Genomic DNA, 17,060 nt, shown 5'->3' on the forward strand with positions numbered 1-17,060 from the left:
CAGCACGACTGATTTTTCGGCCTTTCGCATGACCTGGAAGGCGTGTCTCGCCGTACAACCTGGGGCAGGCGTGTCTCGCCGTACGGCTCAGAGCAGGCGTGTCCCGCAGCCGAGTTCGAGGCCGAGGCGGCGCAGTCCCTCCGCGAAGCCGTTCCTCGTCCTGTCACCGAGGCCGGCGAAGAACCGGTTGGCCAGCGGTACGGCCCAGCGACCCCGTTCCGCGACGTTGAAGACGCGATGGATGAGGAGTGTGCCCTCTGGATGCGGCTCGACGGTGTGTTCCCCCCGGTACCACCAGCCGCCCTGGACGGCCAGGGTGGCGCCGGTCACCTCGATGGTCATCGTGTGGGCCGGTGCCCTCAGGATGAACCGCCGTGGGCCGCCCTCGGCCGTGCCTCCATAGGACCCGGCCGCGCCGCCGTAGGGCTCGACCGTGCCTTCGTTGGAGGCGTACAGCCAGGCGTTGTCCCGGCCGACGGGACCCGGCCCGACCGTCAGGATCAGCCGCCCGACCCGGTCCGGCGGTGCCTCGACCACCCCGGCGACCTCACACAGTGGAGCCCTGCTCATGCGTTCCTCCTGCCGTGCCGGGGCCGGTGTGGTCCGGCCAGGCGAGTTCTCCCGACGCGAGCCGCTCCAGGACACCGCGCACCCAGTCGAGTTCGGCGCCGCGCAGGGCGCGCTCGCATTCGAGCTCCAGCGTCAGCACCGGGGGCAGCCCGCTCTCCCTCAGGTTCCTCAGGTACGCGTCACAGGCGAAGACCGCGCTCTCCAGGGCGGCGGCGCGGGTCAGCAACGCACGCTCCGCCTCCCGCGCGGACAGCCCCCCGATGAGGGAGAGCGCGGCGTTGAGGGTGCGGGTGTCCGGCCCCGGCTCCTCAAGCAGCCGTCTGAGCCTGGTGGTCAGCTCCGCCCTGCCCTCCTCGGTGAGCCGGTAGACCGTCCGCTCCGGCCTGCGGCCCTGTCTGCTGGTCTCGGCCGGGACGATCAGCTCCTCCCCGGCCAGCCGGTCGATCGCGTGGTAGAGGCTGCGTGGCAGCCCGGTCACGTAGTCCTTGTGCGTGTCCAGGATCATCCGGTGCAGTTCGTACGGATGACCCGGCCGCACCGAGAGCAGGGCGAGCACGGTCAGGCCGACCAGGTCGGGGCCGCGGGCCATCACACCTCCATAGTGCATGCTCCTTTATTGCAGTATGCACTATGGAGGCATGCCTCACGATCCCTCCTGGGAACCACTCGCGGCCGGACCCTCCTGAAGTTCACTCGCGGTCGGAGTCGATGGTCACCATCACCGTGCCGATGGTGACCTTCATCCCTTCCTCCGGCTCCTCGATCTCCGGGACGTCGGGCCTCACGGCGTCGGCGGTGGTCGCGCCCCGCGCGCCGAGATCGTCGTGGAGAGCTTCGTGGTCCTCCTGGCCGATCCGCATGGGCCTCTCCGGGCTGATCAGCCCAGAGGATTCAGCGGATTCATCGTTCTTAGGGTGTTTATCGGACCTGATGTTCTTGACGGGCTCACCAGGTTTGGTGGATTTCGCGGGTTTGGTGGACCTGGGGGGCTTGGGAGTTTTGGCAGGGTCGCCGGGCCCAATGGGCTCGGTGGCGAATTTCAGCTCCGTCGTACCCTGCGGCTGCAACTCGTCGATCGTGCACCGCACCGCCCTGCCGCTGAAGTCACAGCCGGGGCTCGCCCCGATGATCCGCCGGCCGCCGAAGGTCCTGCCGACCACGGAGACCCTGGTCGCCGGGATCGGTCCGGTGTTGAGGACCGTGATGCCGTAGCCGTACCTGCCGACCGGCCTGCCCGCGGCGGCCAGTTCGGCCGGGGGCTGGGCGAGCATGCTCAGCTCCGTCATGTTGCCGTTGAAGACGTTCTGCCCGCCGGGAAGCACTCCCTTGTCCGCGAACTGCCAGAAGGTCTGACGCAGCCAGCCCGCGGGCAGCGGCCCCGGTTCGGCTCCCCATCGGGCGAGCCAGAGCGGGTTACGGCCGAAGGCCGAGGAGTCCCCCGTGCAGTTCCGCCACCAGTCGGTGGTGGTGTAGATGATCGCGTCCCGCCCGGTCCGCTCCCGGTAACGCGTGGTGAAGTCCTTCAGCCAGGCGACCATTCGTGGCCGGTCCAGGCCGTAGCAGTGATCCAGGCCGTTCCGGTTGGTGTAGGGATTGTCCTCGATGTCGAGCACGCCCGGCAGGGTCCGGCCGTCGGCGTTCCAGCCACCGCCGTTGTCGACGAAGAAGTCCGCCTGCTCGGCGCCGCCCGACTCGTGCGGCTGGGCGAAATGGTAGGCCCCCCGGAACAGCCCCGCCCCGGCCGCCCCGCTCTCCTGCGCGGCGAACAGGGGGTTGCGGAAGTTCGTGCCCTCGGAGGCGTAGACGAAGGCGAAGAGGCCGCCTCCTCCGAGGACGGACGGCCAGTCGACCTGGCCCGTCCAGTTGCTGACGTCGATCCCCCGGATCTCCTGAGGTTCGCCGGGCATCGGCTCGACCGGTCCGACGGCGTTGGCCGTACCGGGGACGAAGGTCCCGGCCGCGACGAGGGCGGCGAGCAGGGACAGACGTTTCACGTGAATCACTCACCCTCGCGTGGCACCGGGCAAGATCCTGACCGATGCCCCCAAGAATCGCAAGGGCGGGGAACGAATGGCACGGGAGGCGGTGCCTTTCTTGGAGGAATGTCGCCCAGAGAATACCAACCAGGGGGTGCGCGGCTCTGAGTTTCGACCTGTCAATGGCCTTCGGTAAAGGGTTTCCGGTGAATTCCCGACCTGTCCCGAAAAACCCTGAGCCAGGCCGTACGACACCTGTTGCCTAAGATGGATCATGTGCCGGAGACTGTGACCCTGCGGGGTGAACGCGTATGTCTGGAACCGCTCACCGTTGAGCACGTCGGCGGTCTCGTCGCCGCCGCGACCGAGTCCCGCGAGACCTACGACTTCACCCGGGTGCCACAGGACGAGGCGTCGATGAGCGCCTACGTCCGGTCGGCCCTCGACGACCAGCTGACCGGTTGGGCGCTTCCCTTCGCGATCCGGTCTCTCTCCTCGGGGCGGGTGATCGGCACCTCCCGCTTCCTCGACCTCGACTACTGGTCCTGGCCCCCGTCCTGGCCGCCGGGCCGTACGGTCCCCAGTGCGGAGGGGGTTCCCAGCGTGGCCGAGATCGGCAGCACCTGGCTGGCCGCCTCCGCCCAGCGGACGGGGAGCAACACCGAGGCCAAGCTCCTCATGCTCGGCCACGCCTTCGAGGTGTGGAAGGTCCTGCGGGTCACCCTGAAGACCGACGCCCGCAACGAGCGGTCCAAGAGGGCGATCGAGCGTCTCGGCGGCCGGTTCGAGGGGGTACGGCGCGCGCACGCCAGGGCCGTGGACGGCACCGTCCGGGACACCGCCTACTACTCGATCATCGCCGAGGAGTGGCCGGCGGTCCGCTCATCGCTCAGGGAGCGGCTGGACCGGTGACGGGCGTAGCGTCCTGACCGCGACGATCGCGGCCAGGTCGGCGGCCAGGCGCAGTTCGACGGCGTCCAGCAGCGGGTGTTCCAGCCAGTGCAGCCGGACCAGGTCGGGCTCGCCCTCGTGCAGGATCGGCCACCGCCTGGCCGGGGTGAAGTCGTCGACCACGAGCGTCCCGCCGGGGGTGAGCAGCCGCGCCGGGTCGGCCGCCGCCCCGTTCTTGCCCGCCCCGCCCCCGTCCAGGACCAGCAGGTCGTACGGCGCGCGGCCGTGGATCTCGGTCCAGTCGCCGTGGACCACCGTGACGTCCGGCAGGTCCGCGAACAGCTCCGCCGTCACCCGCGCCCGGCCGGGATCGCGTTCCACGCTGACGATCGTGGCTCCCGACGGCGCCCCGGTGACGAGCCAGGCCAGCCCGACCCCGCATCCGGTGCCCGTCTCCGCGATGGAGGAGGCCCCGCCCGCGAGCACCCGCAGCAGGCGCCCCTGCTCGGGGCGGCAGGAGAAGGGAAAGCCCTGCCGGTCCGCCAGTTCGACCGCCCTGGCGACCAGCGGGGGAAGCTCAAGGCCCCGGTAGGCGTCCGTCCCGTTGAGTGACATCCCTATTGTCCGTAGGTGAAGCGGAGCTGGGCGTTGATCAGGAAGTTGAGGCGGTAACGCATGTGGCTGACCGCCTCGGGCGGCGGGGGCTCCGCGGAGGTGAGCAACGTCCAGCGCAGCGAGGTCTCCATGCCATACGGCCGCAGGTCGAACCGGATCTCGTCGTTCGGCCTGTTCGGCCACAGCGACGACCAGACCACCAGCTCGGGCTCGACCGACCGGAGCACCCGGGGCTCGATCTCGTCCCACTGCAGTTCGAGCCACTGCCTGGGGCCGGGACCCCGCGGATTGGTCAGGCTCTCCCACACGATTCGGGGAGGTGGGGGCTGCTTTCTCTCTCGTGAACTCAGCTCGATCACCTCGCCAGAATAGGCGAACGCCATAAACACCACCACGGATTAACAAATCAGGTATTTAGCCATTTTTGCTGGTGAGGTTCTGTTGGGATGGCATTCGGGATGACAGCGCCCTCGTCGGGCGGCCCTTCCGCCGGGGTCCACGCGACCTCATGGGTCTGTCGCGGTGCCGTCGTGTCAGGGACGGAGTCCTGGAGTCACGCGTCGAGGTGTGCACGCGAGGTTCTCCACCACCGAGGAGATCATGTCGGTCGGACCGCCCGGGCCATGGCGTGACCGGTGGACGGGCCGACACCGGCATCGGCACGGCCGTCCTACGAGTGGTCGGCGCGAGAGCGCCGGGTTCGCCGACCCGGAAGCCTGCTCCCCGAACCGGTCGCGGGGCCTTGGCCGAGAACGACCACCGGCCCGAGCGGACCGGCCTTGGGCTGAGAACGATCTACTTCGAGGACGCGGCCCGTACCATGCGAAGCTGGCCTATCTCGCTGGCGTTCTTCATCAGCTCGGAGTTGACCCAGGCGATCATGTGGGCGACGGTGTGCTCGGAGTCCTGCGGCCAGGGGAAGGGGGCCGGGGCGTCCAGGTCGGCGTCGGTGAGGCCGTCCAGGACGGTCAGCCAGGTGGTGCGGAGGCCACGCAGCCACCCGACGGCGCTCGTTCCGTCACCCGGCCAGGTGACCTCGGTCCTGTCCCGAGGCGCGCGTCCCTGGGCGTGGTCGATGGTCACACCCCACCACCAGCCGATATGCCAGCTCACCCAGCCGATGGTGGGAACGGGGATGGGGTCGGGCTCGGTCTCCGCCCAGTCGGGCACCCATGCTCCCGTGGCGTCACGGCGTACGGTCCAGCAAAGGGGGGCGGGTTCCCACAGGAAGTCATCGGGTCGTAGTCGTTCCAGGTGGTAGTCGAACAACGACCAGGTCAGGTCGAACTGCCAACGCAACAGATCACATCGAGATGCACGCATCAAGACAGAATGGCAGGCTCCGGACAACGATCGACCGTCCCACACGGGGGTTCGGACGAGGTGCGGGGTGGGCACCGCCACGACGCGGGGGGTTTCCGTGCCAGGGGTCGAAACCAGGTGAGGGCTGGTCGGTCGGCGCCACCACGCCACCGGGGCCGCCCGTGGAGGTTCGTGAGAACGTTGATCGACACCGCCACGGCACCAGGGTCGTCCGCGGAAGTTCGAAGCCGGGTGAAGGATCGGTCGCTGGGGCTTCCCTGGGAGAGCGGGGCCGGGGAAGGATCAGTCGACACCACCACGGCGCTGGGACCCTCCACACGAGGGTTCGAAGCCGGGTGAAGGCGTTGCGACGCCGCCACGACGCCGGGGCTTCCGCAGGGAGGGTGAGGCGGAGCTCCGCCGGAGGGTAGCGTGGGACGCGGCGCCGTACAGGTGTGGAGTTCGCCGGTTCGGATGAAGGCTCCGCCTTCGCGCCGTCGTCGGGAACGTTCCGGGGAGCACCACATGACCAGGCCGTTCGTCCTGTCCTCCGTCGCCGTCTCGCTTGACGGTTACATCGACGACGCGACCTCGGAACGGCTGCTGCTGTCCAACGACGAGGACTTCGACCGGGTGGACGCCGTACGCGCCACCTGCGACGCCATCCTCGTCGGCGCCGGAACCGTCCGCGCCGACGACCCCCGGCTCATGGTCCGCGCCGCGCACCGCCGTCAGGCCCGTGTCGCCGCCGGCCGACCGGAGTCTCCGCTCAAGGCCGTCATCGCCGGGCACCGGCCCCTCGACCCGGCCGCGAGGCTCTTCACCACCGGCGACACCGCAAAGGTCGTCTACGCCACCACCCCGGACGTTCCCGTCCAGCGGGACGCCCTCGCCGAGGTCGCCTCGGTCGTCGACGCCGGTGACCCCCTCGACCTGCGAGCCGTCCTCGCCGACCTCGCCGAACGAGGGGTGGAGCGCCTCATGGTCGAAGGCGGCGGCACCGTGCACACCCGGTTTCTGGCGGCGGGTCTCGTGGACGAGCTCCACGTCGTCACCGCGCCCTTCTTCGTCGGCGACGCCGCCGCCCCCCGCTTCGTCAACCCCGCGTCGTTCCCCTACGACGCGAGGAACCGCATGCGACTGCTCGAAGTGCGGCCCATGGGGGATGTCATCCTCGCCCGCTATCAACCCGTCCGGCGGCCGGAGGCCTGACGGCTCAGTAATCGAGGAAACCGTGGGCGACCGCGACGCGGCTGGACGGCGTCGGCCGCACCCCGGTGACGCGTTCGGCCAGTGCTCGCGCCGCGGCGAGCCCGCCCGTCGCCCTGCCGTGGACCAGCCCGAGCTCGATCCGGTCGGCCAGGAAGGCCGTCTGGTCGTCGACCTCGTGGGGGAACAGCGGGTCGAAGGACAGGATCTCGCGGCCGTCCGCGTAGTGGTTGAAGCCCGCGACCATGTTCACGTTGACGAAGACGCTCGCCACGACCGTCCCCGCTGACAGGGGCCGCAGCACCTCTCCCAACGACCCGGCGTAGCCGATCGCCTCGCCGAGGATGGTGCCGCCCTCGGCCGGGTAGGCGCAGATGAGCCCCATGTCGATCTCACCTTCCTCGTCGTCGCCGTCGAGCACCTCGACACCGAGACGGGCCAGTGCCTCGTGCGGGGTGAGGCCGCGGACGTGCGTCGCGCAGAACGCCTCGTCGTCGAGCCAGCCGTACGTCATGGGAGCCCTGCTCTCCGTAGGGGGTCGGATACGGGAATCCTGGCAGGCGGGTCCGACAGAAACCGCGCACGGTCTGCGATTTGTAGGGGTTTATCGATTTTGTGAAGGTGTACGGGCTCGTTCCACTGGACGCAAGTTTGGGCGTTCCGGAGAAACGACCTGGCGATTGCTTCGATTATGTCGGTATGTCAATGGGGTCGATGTCGCCGACCGCGAAAGCGTTGTTGAGTGTGCCTCTCGCGGTCGCGATCAACAAAATCTTCGACGATGGGATGTTCAGCCTGCAGTGGACCATCATCGCCGTGGTGCTGACCATACTGATCGCCGAGCCAACACCCACAAACCTGCTTGGGCCCATCTCCACCAAATCCCCTATAAGCAGACTTTCCATCTTAATTACTGAAAGCTCAATCAACGTTAAGACCTGCCTGCTCCTGCTCACCGTGCTGGCCATCGCCCTCCCCTGGCCACCCATCCCGATCGACCCCCCGTCCGAGCCGGGGAACAGGGCGTCTTCCACGCCGCCACCCCCACGGAAAAGCCCGACGGGAAGCCCGACAGTGCATCCGACGGGGAATCCGACAGGAAGCCCGACGGTGAGCCCTCCGGGGAAGCCGCCGGGAGGTCTGCCGTCTCCGCTCGCGGCCGATCCGTGCCGTCTGGTCGACGCCGTGAGACTGGGCCGGTTCGGGAAAACGGAAATTGATCCAGCTTACGGAAATTTCGACCGGTGCGATGTCCTGATATATCCACCGGGAGAGGATGAAGTGGATGTCAAGGTGGAATTCGATCCTGGTCCACTTCCTGAGCAGACCACGTCCTCCGAAACCATGAAGAACGTCATCGTCATGAAGGAGCCCGCCCAGAGCACGGAATGCGAACGCAGGATGGCGTTGTCCGCGGACAACGACACGATCGTGTCGGTAACCGCCAAACGCGGGGAGAAGGGCAGGGCCTCCCTGTGTGACATCGCAGACACGGCGACCGAGATCGCCGCCGAGAAACTCGGCGCCGGAGAGCTGGAGAAGTATCCCCGCTCTCTTCCCCAGGACTCCCTGGCGAACGAGGACGCCTGCGCGCTTCTCAGCCTGGACGCCCTGGGAGAGTTCGTCCCAGGCGTCGACGCGGCGAATCCCTACGTGGGCTACGGCAACTGGACGTGCAAATGGTCCAGTACCACCGGTGATCTGCGGGTGAACCTGCACTTCGACCAGGGGCGGCAACCGGACTCCACCGACGGGGCGCCCACCCGGCTCAACGGCTACCGCGCCTTCGTCGAAAGGTGGGCGGACGACGAGAGGGCATGCCTGACACAGGTGGTCTACCGCTCCTATCCCGACCGGTACGGCAGGACGAAGGCCGAGACGCTACAGCTGCTGGTCGACGGTTCCTTCCCGATGGACCGGCTCTGCCGCGTCTCCATCGAACTGGCCCGTTCCGCCACCGCCCAGTTGCGGGGGGCCGCCTGACCGTACGGCGTGCGACGCCCCGGGACCCGGCGGCGGGCCCCGGGGCGTTCGCTCCTCGTTACCCGAACTGGCCGGGCTGGTAGTCGCCCGCGGGCTGCTGGATGATCACGTTCACCCGGTTGAAGGCGTTGATCAGGGCGATGAGAGCCACCAGGGCGGCGAGCTGCTCCTCGTCGTAGTGCTTGGCGGCGTTCGCCCAGACGTCGTCCGGAACGCCACCGGCCGCGTCCGCGATGCGGGTGCCCTGCTCGGTCAGTTCCAGGGCGGCGCGCTCGGCGTCGGTGAAGACCGTGGCCTCCCGCCAGACCGCGACCAGGTTGAGACGGAGCGGGGTCTCTCCGGCGTGCGCGGCGTCCTTGGTGTGCATGTCGGTGCAGAAACCACAGCCGTTGATCTGGCTGGCGCGGATCTTCACCAGCTCCTGCGTCGCGGTGGGCAGCGCCGAGTTGTGGATCGCCGTGTTCGCCGCGATGAGGTGCTTCAGGAACTTCGCCGCGACCGGGTTGTCGAGCGGATTCAAACGAGCGTCCATGGTGCGCTCCTTGTCGTTGCGGTGGTTACACCTCTCTGACCAACCAGCCGGGCCGGATGTGACGCAAATGAGTGTGATGTACATCTCCTGCCCGTCGAGCCCCTGTCCTCACCGCCCGGAAGGGCACCCGGGCGAGGGCCCGGCGAACGGCAGCCCTGCCACTTTCGGTGATCGAAAGCGCACGCAAGGTAGTAGTTGGCCAGATGGCTTGAAGCTTGGCCGGGTGTGTTATTTTTTGACCATGCGGCCAGAAAACAAGCCGGATCGACAAATGTCGTTCATCGAGGAGGCGCGGCGAGCACAGATCATCGCGTCCGCGATCGAGGTGCTCGCCTCGGTCGGCTTCGCCAAGGCGTCGCTGGCGGCCATCGCCAAGCACGCGGGCATCAGCAAGGGGGTGATCTCCTACCACTTCGCCGGCAAGGACGAGCTGATGGAGGAGATCGTCACCCAGATCTACACGAAGATCGCCGAGCGGGTCATCGCCAGGCTGGAGGGCCAGGACACCGCCGTCGGGATGCTGCGCACGTACATCCTGTCCGTGGCCGAGCACATGCGCGACCACCGCACCCAGCTCCTGGCGCTGGGTGAGATCTTCCACAACCTGCGCGACGCCGAGGGCAAGCCGCGGTACGGCGCGCACACCAACGAGGAGCTCTACCAGGGCATCGAGCACATCTACCGGTTCGGACAGAGCACGGGCGAGTTCCGTGCCTTCGACCTGCGCGTCATGGCGATCACGCACTCCTCCGCCGTCGACGCCATGTTCGCCTACTGGGCGGTCACCCCTGACCACGACCTCGACGCGCACGCGCGCGAGTTGGCCGACTTCTTCGAAAGGGCGGCGGCGAAGTGACGACCGAGACCAGGACCAGAACCAGACTGTTCGCCATCGACAACCTGCGTGTGGTGCTCACGGTCCTGGTGGTCCTCCACCATGTCGCGATCACCTACGGCCACATCCCCGCTTGGTACTACTTCGAGGAGGCCAAGGACGCCAGCGGCGTCGCGCTCGACATCCTGGTGATGTTCAACCAGGCGTTCTTCATGGGGTTCTTCTTTCTCATCTCCGGCTTCTTCACGCCCGCCTCCCACGACCGCAAGGGCGGCGGGGCTTTCGTCCGTGACCGGTTGAAGCGGCTCGGCATCCCCCTGCTGGTGTTCCTCCTGCTGCTACGGCCCCTGCTGGTCGCCGGCTTCTACCCGGACGGCATTCCGTACTGGTTGTTCTACCTCGGCTCGTGGGACGCGGGCCCGATGTGGTTCGTGGAGGTGCTGCTGGTCTTCGGCATCGTGTACACGCTGTGGTCGAGGCGGGCCGGAGCGTCGAAGCAGGCCGTCGAGCCCCGGCGCACCGAGCTGACCGCGCGGGCGATCGTGCTGTTCGCGCTCGGGCTGGCGGTGGCCACGTTCCTGTGGCGGTTCCTGGTGCCCGTCGGGACCTACTGGATCGTGATCGGGCTGCCGACGCCCTCCCACCTGCCGCAGTACGCCTCGATGTTCGTCGTCGGAGTGCTGGCCTACCGGCGTGGCTGGTTCGAGACGCTGCCCGCCAAGGCGGGACGGATCGGCTTTCTCGCCGCGACCGGGGTGACGCTGGTCGTGCTGCCGCTGAGCATGACGACCGAGGGTGTGCTCCACCAGGCGTTCAACTCCCTGTGGGAGTCGACGTTCGCCGTCTCGATCATCGTCGGGCTGATCGTGCTGTTCAGGAACCGGTACAACCGGCAGGGGGAGGGTGGCAGGTTCCTCTCCGAGCACGCCTACACGGTCTATTTCATCCATCCGGTCGTGCTCGTCGCGGTCGGCTACGCGCTGGCCTGGCTGCACGCTCCGGCGATCGTCAAGTTCGTCGTGGCCGCCGCCGTCTCGTTGCCGCTGTGCTGGGGGGTGGCCTGGCTGGTGCGCGCGCTACCCGGCGCCAGGCGGGTGTTGTGAGGTCAGGTCTCCGTGCAGGTGGTGTCGGTCGCGGGCATGACGCCGTCCACCAGATAGCGGTTGACGATCCGGTCCACGCAGTCGTTCTTCGGGGAGAACAGGCCCGCGTAGACGGTGTGCCGGAAGGCACCGCGCAGGGTGACCAGGCGTGATCCGGTCAGGGCCCGGTGGGTGGCCCGCTGGCCCTGGTACGGGGCTCCCGGGTCGCCCGTCGCGCCGACCATCAGGACCGGCACGTCGTTGCGGACCCGGGTCGGCGGCTCCGCGGGCGCCACGGGCCAGAACGTGCAGGGGGTGAGGTTGCGGATGAGCGGCCCGAACAGGGGCTCCTCTGCCCGGTGGGCCTGGATGTCGCGGTAGTAGGTCTCGGGGTCGCGGGAGGCCGCCCGGTCCGCGCAGAAGATCGCGTTCTGTACGGCCGACGCCCCGTCCACGTCCGGCCCGGAGAAGCCGGTCAGCACCTGCTCAAGGACCGGGGTCGGGGTGACCTCGACCCCCCTGGCCGCGTCGCCGAGCACCTTGACGTCGGCGGCGAAGCTGCCGTAGGCCTCGTCGCTGTCTCCTCCGGTGACGTTGAACATGATCATGGGCAGCACACGGCTGTCCATCTGGAACCGGCCGACCTTCAGCGGGCCCCGGCCGGTCGCCCGGTTGATCCGGTCGACGACGGCCAGCACCTCGCCCGCCGTACGGCCCAGCCGGTAGCGGTCGTGGTGACGGGCCGTCCAGGCCGCCCAGTCCCGCATGACCCCGGCGAGGGCCGGGCCCTGGTACCGGGCCAGGTCGGGGCCGTAACGGTCGACGTCGAGCGCGCTGTCGAGGACGACCCGGTCGGCACGGCCGGGGAACAGCTGGAGGTAGACGGCGCCCAGGTAGGTGCCGTACGACGAGCCGAGGTAGGACAGCTTCCGCTCACCGAGGGCGGCGCGGATCACGTCCATGTCCCTGGCGGTGTCCCTGGTCGAGACGTACGGCAGCACGTCCCGGTGGGCGGCGCAGCGGGAGGCCAGGTCCCTGGCCAGCGCCGTGGTCCGGTCGAAGGAACGCCGGTCGGGCCCGGCGGAGCCGACGATGGGGCTGGGCCAGCCGCAGTTCAGCGGGGTGCTGCGCCCGACGAAGCGGGGGTCCATCCCGATCAGGTCGTAGCGGGCGGCGACCTCGGGCGCGGCGTTCTTCACCATGAGCGCGAGGTAGGTCACCGGGACGCCGGGGCCGCCGGGGTTGTAGAGCAGCGTGCCGCGCCGGTGCGCGGGGTCGGTCGCCTTCAACCGGGACATCGCGACCTTGATGGTCCGCCCGTCGGGACGGCCGTAGTCGAGCGGCACCGTGACCTCGGCGCACTGGGCCTTGGCCGCGTCCAGTTCCTTGCCCGCCTCGTCGTCGGGACCGTTCTGGCAGCGGTGCCAGTCGATCCGCTGGTTCTGGAACCTGGCCAGACCGTCGTCGGCCGTCGCCGTACCGGTCAGAACGGTGGCCAGGGCCGTCCCGGCCAGCACCGCCGCCATCCCTCGTCCGCGCATCGGACTCTCCTCTCGCTTCGTCATGCGGGGCACGAGGCTAGGCGGGCGGGCCGCGGCGGCGCGTCAGTCCGGGGTCTGGTCTTGACAACCCTCGTGACCTGGGCTTTCGCCTGCCGGGGGATGGTTCTTTGCGGAGGGTGTCCTCCTGGGGTCGCAGATCCTCCGCGTCATCGTCATCCCCAGGGGGCACGTGTTCACCGGGTCGCGGAACCTAACATGTGTCACGCGACGCGGCTGTTCAGGAGGAATGCCCCAATGTTCGGAGTCCACCGGCGTGACGGGGTGCTGGCGGCCGTGATCCTCCTGGGGTGCGTGGTCCTCAACGACCGTGTCTACGGCTCCCCGGGGCCGTTGGTCCTCCAGGTGGCGTTGACGGCGCCGCTGGTGTGGCGGCGGCACGCACCGTTCACGGTGTTCTGCGTGGTGGCCGGGGCGGCGCTCGTGCAGTGGTTCGCCGACGTCCAGACGCTGACCGACGTGGCGTTGCTGGTCGCCCTCTACACGGTCGCCGCCCGTTCGGCCTGGCGGTACACGCTCGCCGCCGGGGTCGTCCTCGAAGCGGGAGTCCTGCTGGCCGCCGCCCGCTGGGCCGCGCCCGCCGACAGGTTCCTCAACTCGGCCGCCTTCCTGACCGCCGTGGTCGTGGCCGTCGCCGTCACCGGCGTGAACACCCGCATCAGGCAGGAGCGCGCCGTACGGCTCGAACACGAACGGGACCAGCGGGAACGGCTCGCGGTGGCCGAGGAGCGCGGACGCATCGCCAGGGAGATGCACGACATCGTCACCCACAACCTGTCGGTGATGGTCGCGCTGGCCGACGCCGCCGTCTTCGCCCAGCGGTACTCACCCGAGCGGGCCGAGGTCGCCATGCGGCAGATCTCCGGCACCGGACGGCAGGCGCTGACCGACATGCGGCGCTCCCTGGGCGTGCTGCGGGCCGACGAACCGGACGCGAGCCGGCATCCGGCTCCCGGCCTGGCCGAGCTCGAACCGCTCGCCGCCCGGACGCGCGCCGCGGGACTGTCCGTCCGTCTCTCCCTTGAGGGGGACGTCTCGGCGGTTCCCGCCGCCGCGCAGCTCACGGTCTACCGGCTGGTCCAGGAGGCGCTGACCAACACGTTCAAGCACACCCCCTCCGGGACACGCGCCGCCGTACGGGTGCGGTGCTCGGGCGACGCCGTCACCGTCGAGGTCGTGGACGACGGCCCGGCGGCGCGGGCCCCCGGCACGTCGGACGGACACGGCCTGGTGGGCATGCGCGAACGCGCCGCCGCGTACGGCGGGACCCTGGAGGCCGGTCCCCGTGACGGCGGCGGTTGGCGGGTCGCGACCAGGCTCACCCTGACCACGGCGGGCGTGAACACGGCGGGCGTGACCGGGGGCCTGGGCATGGCGAGGACGGCCGGGCCCGGTTTGGACGGGGCGGGTGAGACCGGGGGCCCGGAAACGCCGGGTGCCGCCGGGCCTGGTCCGGGTGTGGCGGCCGGTAAGGGGGCGGTGTGACGATCCGGGTGTTGCTGGCCGATGACGAGTCGCTGCTGCGGATGGCCTTCACCATGGTCCTGGACGCCCAGCCGGACATGGAGGCCGTCGGGGAGGCGGCCGACGGCGCCGAGGCCGTACGGCTCGCCAGGACACTGCGTCCCGACGTGGTGCTGATGGACGTCCGGATGCCCGGGATGGACGGCATCGAGGCGACCGGCCGGATCACGCGTGTCTCACCGTCGTCGAAGGTGCTCATCCTGACCACCTTCGACCTCGACGAGTACGCCTTCGCCGGGCTGCGGGCCGGAGCCTCCGGCTTCCTGCTGAAGAACGCCCTGCCCGAGGAGTTGCTCACGGCCATCCGCAACGTCGCGGCGGGCGACGCCGTGGTCTCCCCCAGGATCACCCGGCGGCTGCTGGAGACCTTCGCCCACCGGCTTCCCCACGGGGAGCGTCCCGTGTCCGACGAACGGCTGGAACGGCTCACCGCGCGTGAGCGGGAGGTGCTCGTCGAGGTGGCGCGCGGTCTGTCGAACACCGAGATCGCCGCCGAACTGCACCTCGCCGAGGCGACCGTGAAGACCCACCTGGGCCGCATCCTGCTGAAACTGGAGCTGCGCGACCGGGTCCAGGCCGTGGTCTTCGCCTACGAGAGCCGCCTCGTTCATCCGTCGTGAGCGTTCTCGCGACTGGTTTGTGATCTGTCCAGAAGTGGGTTTCGGGTGCTTAACGGGGAGACCTTCCTAGATTCCTACTCTCTCTAGGGGTAATGATGCCTTCTGCCTTAGGTGCTCCCATAGCGCCCATCGCCGCGCACAATCTGCTCGTCTTCCTGCTCCAGGTCAGCCTGTTACTCCTGCTGGCGCTGGTTCTCGGGCGGCTGGCCACCCGGTTCGGGATGCCCGCCGTCGTCGGCGAACTGTTCGTCGGCGTGGTCCTCGGCCCCTCCTTCCTGGCGCACGTCGCGCCCGGCCTGCAGACCTGGCTGTTCCCCGCCGACCCCGAGCAGTTCCACCTGCTCGACGCCGTGGGCCAGATCGGCGTGCTGCTGCTGGTCGGCCTCACCGGCATCCACATGGACATGAAGCTGGTCCGCCGCCGTGGCGTCACGGCCGCAGGAGTCAGCGTCGGCGGGCTCGTCGTCCCCCTCGGCCTCGGCATCGGCGCCGGGTTCCTGCTGCCCAGGACGCTGGTGCCCGAGGGCACGGACATCACGGTCTTCGCGCTGTTCCTCGGTGTGGCGATGTGCGTCAGCGCGATCCCGGTCATCGCCAAGACGCTCATGGACATGAAGCTGCTGCACCGCAACATCGGGCAGCTCACCCTGACCGCCGGGATGATCGACGACGCCTTCGGCTGGTTCATGCTGTCGATCGTCAGCGCGATGGCCGTCAACGTGGCCTCGACGGGAACCGTGCTGACCTCGCTCGCCTACCTGACCGTCATCGTGGTGTTCGCGCTGACGATCGGCCGCCCCCTGGTCAGGTACGCCTTCCAGCTCACCGCCAGGTCGGAGGAGGCGGGTCCGGCCGTCGCCACCGCGGCCGTGCTCATCCTGCTCGCCTCGGCCGGTACCCACGCGCTCGGGCTCGAAGCCGTCATCGGCGCGTTCGTCTGCGGCATGCTCATCGGTAGCGCGGGCAAGGTCGAACCGGCCAGACTCGCCCCGCTGCGCACGGTCGTGCTCTCCGGATTCGCGCCGATCTTCTTCGCCACCGCGGGCCTCAGAATGGACCTGACCGCGCTGGCCAGGCCCGAGGTGCTGCTCAGCGGCCTGGCCGTACTGACCATCGCGATCGTCGGCAAGTTCCTCGGCGCCTACGCCGGGGCGCGGCTGAGCAGGCTCAACAGGTGGGAGGCGCTCGCACTCGGCGCCGGGCTCAACGCCCGCGGCGTGATCGAGGTGGTGGTCGCCATGGTCGGCCTGCGGCTGGGCATCCTCGGCGTCGAGGCCTACACCATCGTGATCCTCGTGGCGATCGTGACCTCGCTGATGGCTCCGCCGATCCTGCGGATCGCCATGGCCCGGGTCGAGCAGACCGCGGAGGAGAAGCTCAGGGAAGCCGAACACCAGGCCTGGAACAACCACTCGACCAGTGGTACCGAACCGATTCTGTGACCTCAGAACAGGGTGAGCGGCTCGACCGGTACGGGCTCCGGCAGCGGGGCCAGGGCGGGCAGGTGGGACCGTACCTCGTCGTGGAAGCGCCGGGCGAGCGCGGGGGCGTCGGCGTTGTCGGGGGTGTGCAGGAAGAAGGTCGGCGAACGACCCTCCCGCAGCCATGCCACGACCGTGTCCACCCAGGGCCGCCAGCCCTCTGCGGTGCGTTCGGCGTCGTCCCGGCCGATGTAGCGGACGATCGGGTTCCCCGTGAGGGCGGTCGTACGGCGCGGCATGCGCGGTTTCTTCGTCCAGGACTCCCGCTCGGCGTCGGTCGTCGGCGGCGTCTGGAAGAGGACGACCGTGTCGAACGGCACCCACTCGGCCCCGGCGCCCGACAGGACCTGTTCCAGCAGCCGCGCGGACCGCTCGTCCTCGAAGAACGCCCGGTGCCTGACCTCGACGGCGTACCGGTGGGATCGGGGAAGCCGGTTGAGAAAGGCCGCGAGAACGCCGAGGTCACCCGGGGAGAACGAGCCGGGAAGCTGGATCCACAGCGCGTGCGCGCGTGGGCCGAGCGGCTCGATCGCGTCCAGGAACGCCCTCAGCTCCTCCTCGGCGCCGTTCAGCCGGCGTTCGTGGGTGATCGGTTTGGGCAGCTTGAGCACGAACCGGAAGTCGGGGTCGGTCTGCTGCGCCCACAGCTCGACCGTGTTCCTCGCGGGTGTGGCGTAGAAGGTCGTGTTGCCCTCGACCGCGTTGCACAGGCTCGCGTAGGCGTGCAGCCGTTCCTTCTGCGGAAGGGGATGGGGGATGAAACGCCCCTGCCATGAGGTGTTCGTCCACATCGCGCATCCCACATGAAGCCGCATGTACCGACGCTATCCGAGTACGGCCCGCGTCCGGTCATCGGATGCGGGCCGTACTGGTGATCCACC

Annotated in this window: 19 protein-coding genes; 8 read left to right on the forward strand and 11 right to left on the reverse strand. The window is 69.2% G+C overall.

Features of this window, described 5'->3' with window-relative positions:
- Window positions 1–87: 87 nt before the first annotated feature.
- The 3 genes from ACFOYY_RS11490 to ACFOYY_RS11500 form a co-directional block, all read right to left on the reverse strand.
- On the reverse strand, window positions 88–570 hold the full coding sequence (locus tag ACFOYY_RS11490; RefSeq protein ID WP_386189736.1) for a hypothetical protein: 483 nt from the start codon (window positions 568–570) through the stop codon (window positions 88–90).
- Window positions 548–1,177: a PadR family transcriptional regulator gene (locus tag ACFOYY_RS11495; RefSeq protein ID WP_352013517.1), complete on the reverse strand. Its 630-nt coding sequence runs from the start codon at window positions 1,175–1,177 to the stop codon at window positions 548–550. The genes ACFOYY_RS11490 and ACFOYY_RS11495 overlap by 23 nt, the downstream gene beginning before the upstream one ends.
- Before the next feature lie 82 nt (window positions 1,178–1,259).
- Window positions 1,260–2,564, reverse strand: a complete 1,305-nt coding sequence (locus ACFOYY_RS11500; protein WP_386189738.1) for a lysozyme — start codon at window positions 2,562–2,564, stop codon at window positions 1,260–1,262.
- Window positions 2,565–2,822: 258 nt separating this feature from the next.
- Between ACFOYY_RS11500 and ACFOYY_RS11505 the strand changes: the two genes are divergently transcribed.
- Window positions 2,823–3,458, forward strand: coding sequence for a GNAT family N-acetyltransferase (locus ACFOYY_RS11505; protein ID WP_352013519.1), 636 nt, complete (start codon window positions 2,823–2,825; stop codon window positions 3,456–3,458).
- Here the strand turns inward: ACFOYY_RS11505 and ACFOYY_RS11510 are convergent.
- The 3 genes from ACFOYY_RS11510 to ACFOYY_RS11520 all read right to left on the reverse strand — a co-directional run bounded on the left by ACFOYY_RS11510 (window position 3,429) and on the right by ACFOYY_RS11520 (window position 5,375).
- A complete protein-coding gene (locus ACFOYY_RS11510; RefSeq protein ID WP_362783757.1) occupies window positions 3,429–4,052 on the reverse strand; it encodes an O-methyltransferase in 624 nt (207 codons plus the stop codon). The genes ACFOYY_RS11505 and ACFOYY_RS11510 overlap by 30 nt on opposite strands.
- Window positions 4,053–4,054: 2 nt before the next feature.
- Window positions 4,055–4,411 (reverse strand): hypothetical protein, encoded by a 357-nt coding sequence (locus tag ACFOYY_RS11515; RefSeq protein ID WP_386189739.1) that lies wholly within the window; start codon window positions 4,409–4,411, stop codon window positions 4,055–4,057.
- 436 nt (window positions 4,412–4,847) lie between these two features.
- Window positions 4,848–5,375 carry a DinB family protein gene (locus ACFOYY_RS11520; protein WP_386189741.1) on the reverse strand — a complete coding sequence of 176 codons (528 nt, stop codon included), beginning with the start codon at window positions 5,373–5,375 and terminating at the stop codon, window positions 4,848–4,850.
- 504 nt (window positions 5,376–5,879) lie between these two features.
- Between ACFOYY_RS11520 and ACFOYY_RS11525 the strand changes: the two genes are divergently transcribed.
- Window positions 5,880–6,566: a RibD family protein gene (locus ACFOYY_RS11525; protein ID WP_386189743.1), complete on the forward strand. Its 687-nt coding sequence runs from the start codon at window positions 5,880–5,882 to the stop codon at window positions 6,564–6,566.
- A gap of 4 nt (window positions 6,567–6,570) precedes the next feature.
- Here ACFOYY_RS11525 and ACFOYY_RS11530 read toward each other — a convergent pair whose 3' ends face one another.
- Window positions 6,571–7,077, reverse strand: a complete 507-nt coding sequence (locus ACFOYY_RS11530; RefSeq protein WP_386189745.1) for a DUF6461 domain-containing protein — start codon at window positions 7,075–7,077, stop codon at window positions 6,571–6,573.
- 175 nt (window positions 7,078–7,252) lie between these two features.
- Window positions 7,253–7,597 (reverse strand): hypothetical protein, encoded by a 345-nt coding sequence (locus tag ACFOYY_RS11535; RefSeq protein ID WP_386189746.1) that lies wholly within the window; start codon window positions 7,595–7,597, stop codon window positions 7,253–7,255.
- A gap of 310 nt (window positions 7,598–7,907) precedes the next feature.
- Between ACFOYY_RS11535 and ACFOYY_RS11540 the strand changes: the two genes are divergently transcribed.
- Window positions 7,908–8,546 carry a hypothetical protein gene (locus ACFOYY_RS11540; RefSeq protein WP_386189748.1) on the forward strand — a complete coding sequence of 213 codons (639 nt, stop codon included), beginning with the start codon at window positions 7,908–7,910 and terminating at the stop codon, window positions 8,544–8,546.
- Window positions 8,547–8,604: 58 nt separating this feature from the next.
- Here the strand turns inward: ACFOYY_RS11540 and ACFOYY_RS11545 are convergent, their stop codons facing one another.
- Window positions 8,605–9,078: a carboxymuconolactone decarboxylase family protein gene (locus ACFOYY_RS11545; RefSeq protein WP_352013526.1), complete on the reverse strand. Its 474-nt coding sequence runs from the start codon at window positions 9,076–9,078 to the stop codon at window positions 8,605–8,607.
- A 241-nt stretch (window positions 9,079–9,319) separates the two neighbouring features.
- Between ACFOYY_RS11545 and ACFOYY_RS11550 the strand changes: the two genes are divergently transcribed.
- Window positions 9,320–9,934 (forward strand): TetR/AcrR family transcriptional regulator, encoded by a 615-nt coding sequence (locus ACFOYY_RS11550; RefSeq protein ID WP_386189749.1) that lies wholly within the window; start codon window positions 9,320–9,322, stop codon window positions 9,932–9,934.
- Window positions 9,931–11,016, forward strand: coding sequence for an acyltransferase family protein (locus ACFOYY_RS11555; protein WP_386189750.1), 1,086 nt, complete (start codon window positions 9,931–9,933; stop codon window positions 11,014–11,016). Before ACFOYY_RS11550 ends, ACFOYY_RS11555 begins: the two co-directional genes overlap by 4 nt.
- Window positions 11,017–11,018: 2 nt before the next feature.
- Here ACFOYY_RS11555 and ACFOYY_RS11560 read toward each other — a convergent pair whose 3' ends face one another.
- Entirely contained in the window at window positions 11,019–12,536 is a 1,518-nt protein-coding gene (locus ACFOYY_RS11560; RefSeq protein ID WP_386189751.1) for an alpha/beta hydrolase, read from the reverse strand.
- A gap of 255 nt (window positions 12,537–12,791) precedes the next feature.
- Between ACFOYY_RS11560 and ACFOYY_RS11565 the strand changes: the two genes are divergently transcribed.
- The 3 genes from ACFOYY_RS11565 to ACFOYY_RS11575 all read left to right on the forward strand — a co-directional run bounded on the left by ACFOYY_RS11565 (window position 12,792) and on the right by ACFOYY_RS11575 (window position 16,140).
- On the forward strand, window positions 12,792–14,039 hold the full coding sequence (locus tag ACFOYY_RS11565) for a sensor histidine kinase (protein ID WP_386189753.1): 1,248 nt from the start codon (window positions 12,792–12,794) through the stop codon (window positions 14,037–14,039).
- Entirely contained in the window at window positions 14,036–14,698 is a 663-nt protein-coding gene (locus ACFOYY_RS11570; protein ID WP_386189755.1) for a response regulator, read from the forward strand. The genes ACFOYY_RS11565 and ACFOYY_RS11570 overlap by 4 nt, the downstream gene beginning before the upstream one ends.
- Before the next feature lie 95 nt (window positions 14,699–14,793).
- Entirely contained in the window at window positions 14,794–16,140 is a 1,347-nt protein-coding gene (locus tag ACFOYY_RS11575; RefSeq protein ID WP_352013532.1) for a cation:proton antiporter, read from the forward strand.
- A 2-nt stretch (window positions 16,141–16,142) separates the two neighbouring features.
- Here ACFOYY_RS11575 and ACFOYY_RS11580 read toward each other — a convergent pair whose 3' ends face one another.
- Window positions 16,143–16,994 (reverse strand): DUF72 domain-containing protein, encoded by an 852-nt coding sequence (locus ACFOYY_RS11580; protein ID WP_386189757.1) that lies wholly within the window; start codon window positions 16,992–16,994, stop codon window positions 16,143–16,145.
- Window positions 16,995–17,060 lie beyond the last annotated feature (66 nt).

It is taken from the genome of Streptosporangium jomthongense, assembly GCF_042650425.1.
Classification (GTDB): domain Bacteria; phylum Actinomycetota; class Actinomycetes; order Streptosporangiales; family Streptosporangiaceae; genus Streptosporangium.

Bases quoted from the DNA above. Each gene is read 5' to 3' on its own strand.
- ACFOYY_RS11490 (WP_386189736.1), bottom strand. From the start codon at position 570: ATGAGCAGGGCTCCACTGTGTGAGGTCGCCGGGGTGGTCGAGGCACCG.
- ACFOYY_RS11495 (WP_352013517.1), bottom strand. From the start codon at position 1,177: ATGCACTATGGAGGTGTGATGGCCCGCGGCCCCGACCTGGTCGGCCTG.
- ACFOYY_RS11510 (WP_362783757.1), bottom strand. From the start codon at position 4,052: ATGTCACTCAACGGGACGGACGCCTACCGGGGCCTTGAGCTTCCCCCG.
- ACFOYY_RS11520 (WP_386189741.1), bottom strand. From the start codon at position 5,375: ATGCGTGCATCTCGATGTGATCTGTTGCGTTGGCAGTTCGACCTGACC.
- ACFOYY_RS11525 (WP_386189743.1), top strand. From the start codon at position 5,880: ATGACCAGGCCGTTCGTCCTGTCCTCCGTCGCCGTCTCGCTTGACGGT.
- ACFOYY_RS11530 (WP_386189745.1), bottom strand. From the start codon at position 7,077: ATGACGTACGGCTGGCTCGACGACGAGGCGTTCTGCGCGACGCACGTC.
- ACFOYY_RS11540 (WP_386189748.1), top strand. From the start codon at position 7,908: ATGAAGAACGTCATCGTCATGAAGGAGCCCGCCCAGAGCACGGAATGC.
- ACFOYY_RS11545 (WP_352013526.1), bottom strand. From the start codon at position 9,078: ATGGACGCTCGTTTGAATCCGCTCGACAACCCGGTCGCGGCGAAGTTC.
- ACFOYY_RS11550 (WP_386189749.1), top strand. From the start codon at position 9,320: ATGCGGCCAGAAAACAAGCCGGATCGACAAATGTCGTTCATCGAGGAG.
- ACFOYY_RS11560 (WP_386189751.1), bottom strand. From the start codon at position 12,536: ATGCGCGGACGAGGGATGGCGGCGGTGCTGGCCGGGACGGCCCTGGCC.
- ACFOYY_RS11565 (WP_386189753.1), top strand. From the start codon at position 12,792: ATGTTCGGAGTCCACCGGCGTGACGGGGTGCTGGCGGCCGTGATCCTC.
- ACFOYY_RS11575 (WP_352013532.1), top strand. From the start codon at position 14,794: ATGCCTTCTGCCTTAGGTGCTCCCATAGCGCCCATCGCCGCGCACAAT.
- ACFOYY_RS11580 (WP_386189757.1), bottom strand. From the start codon at position 16,994: ATGCGGCTTCATGTGGGATGCGCGATGTGGACGAACACCTCATGGCAG.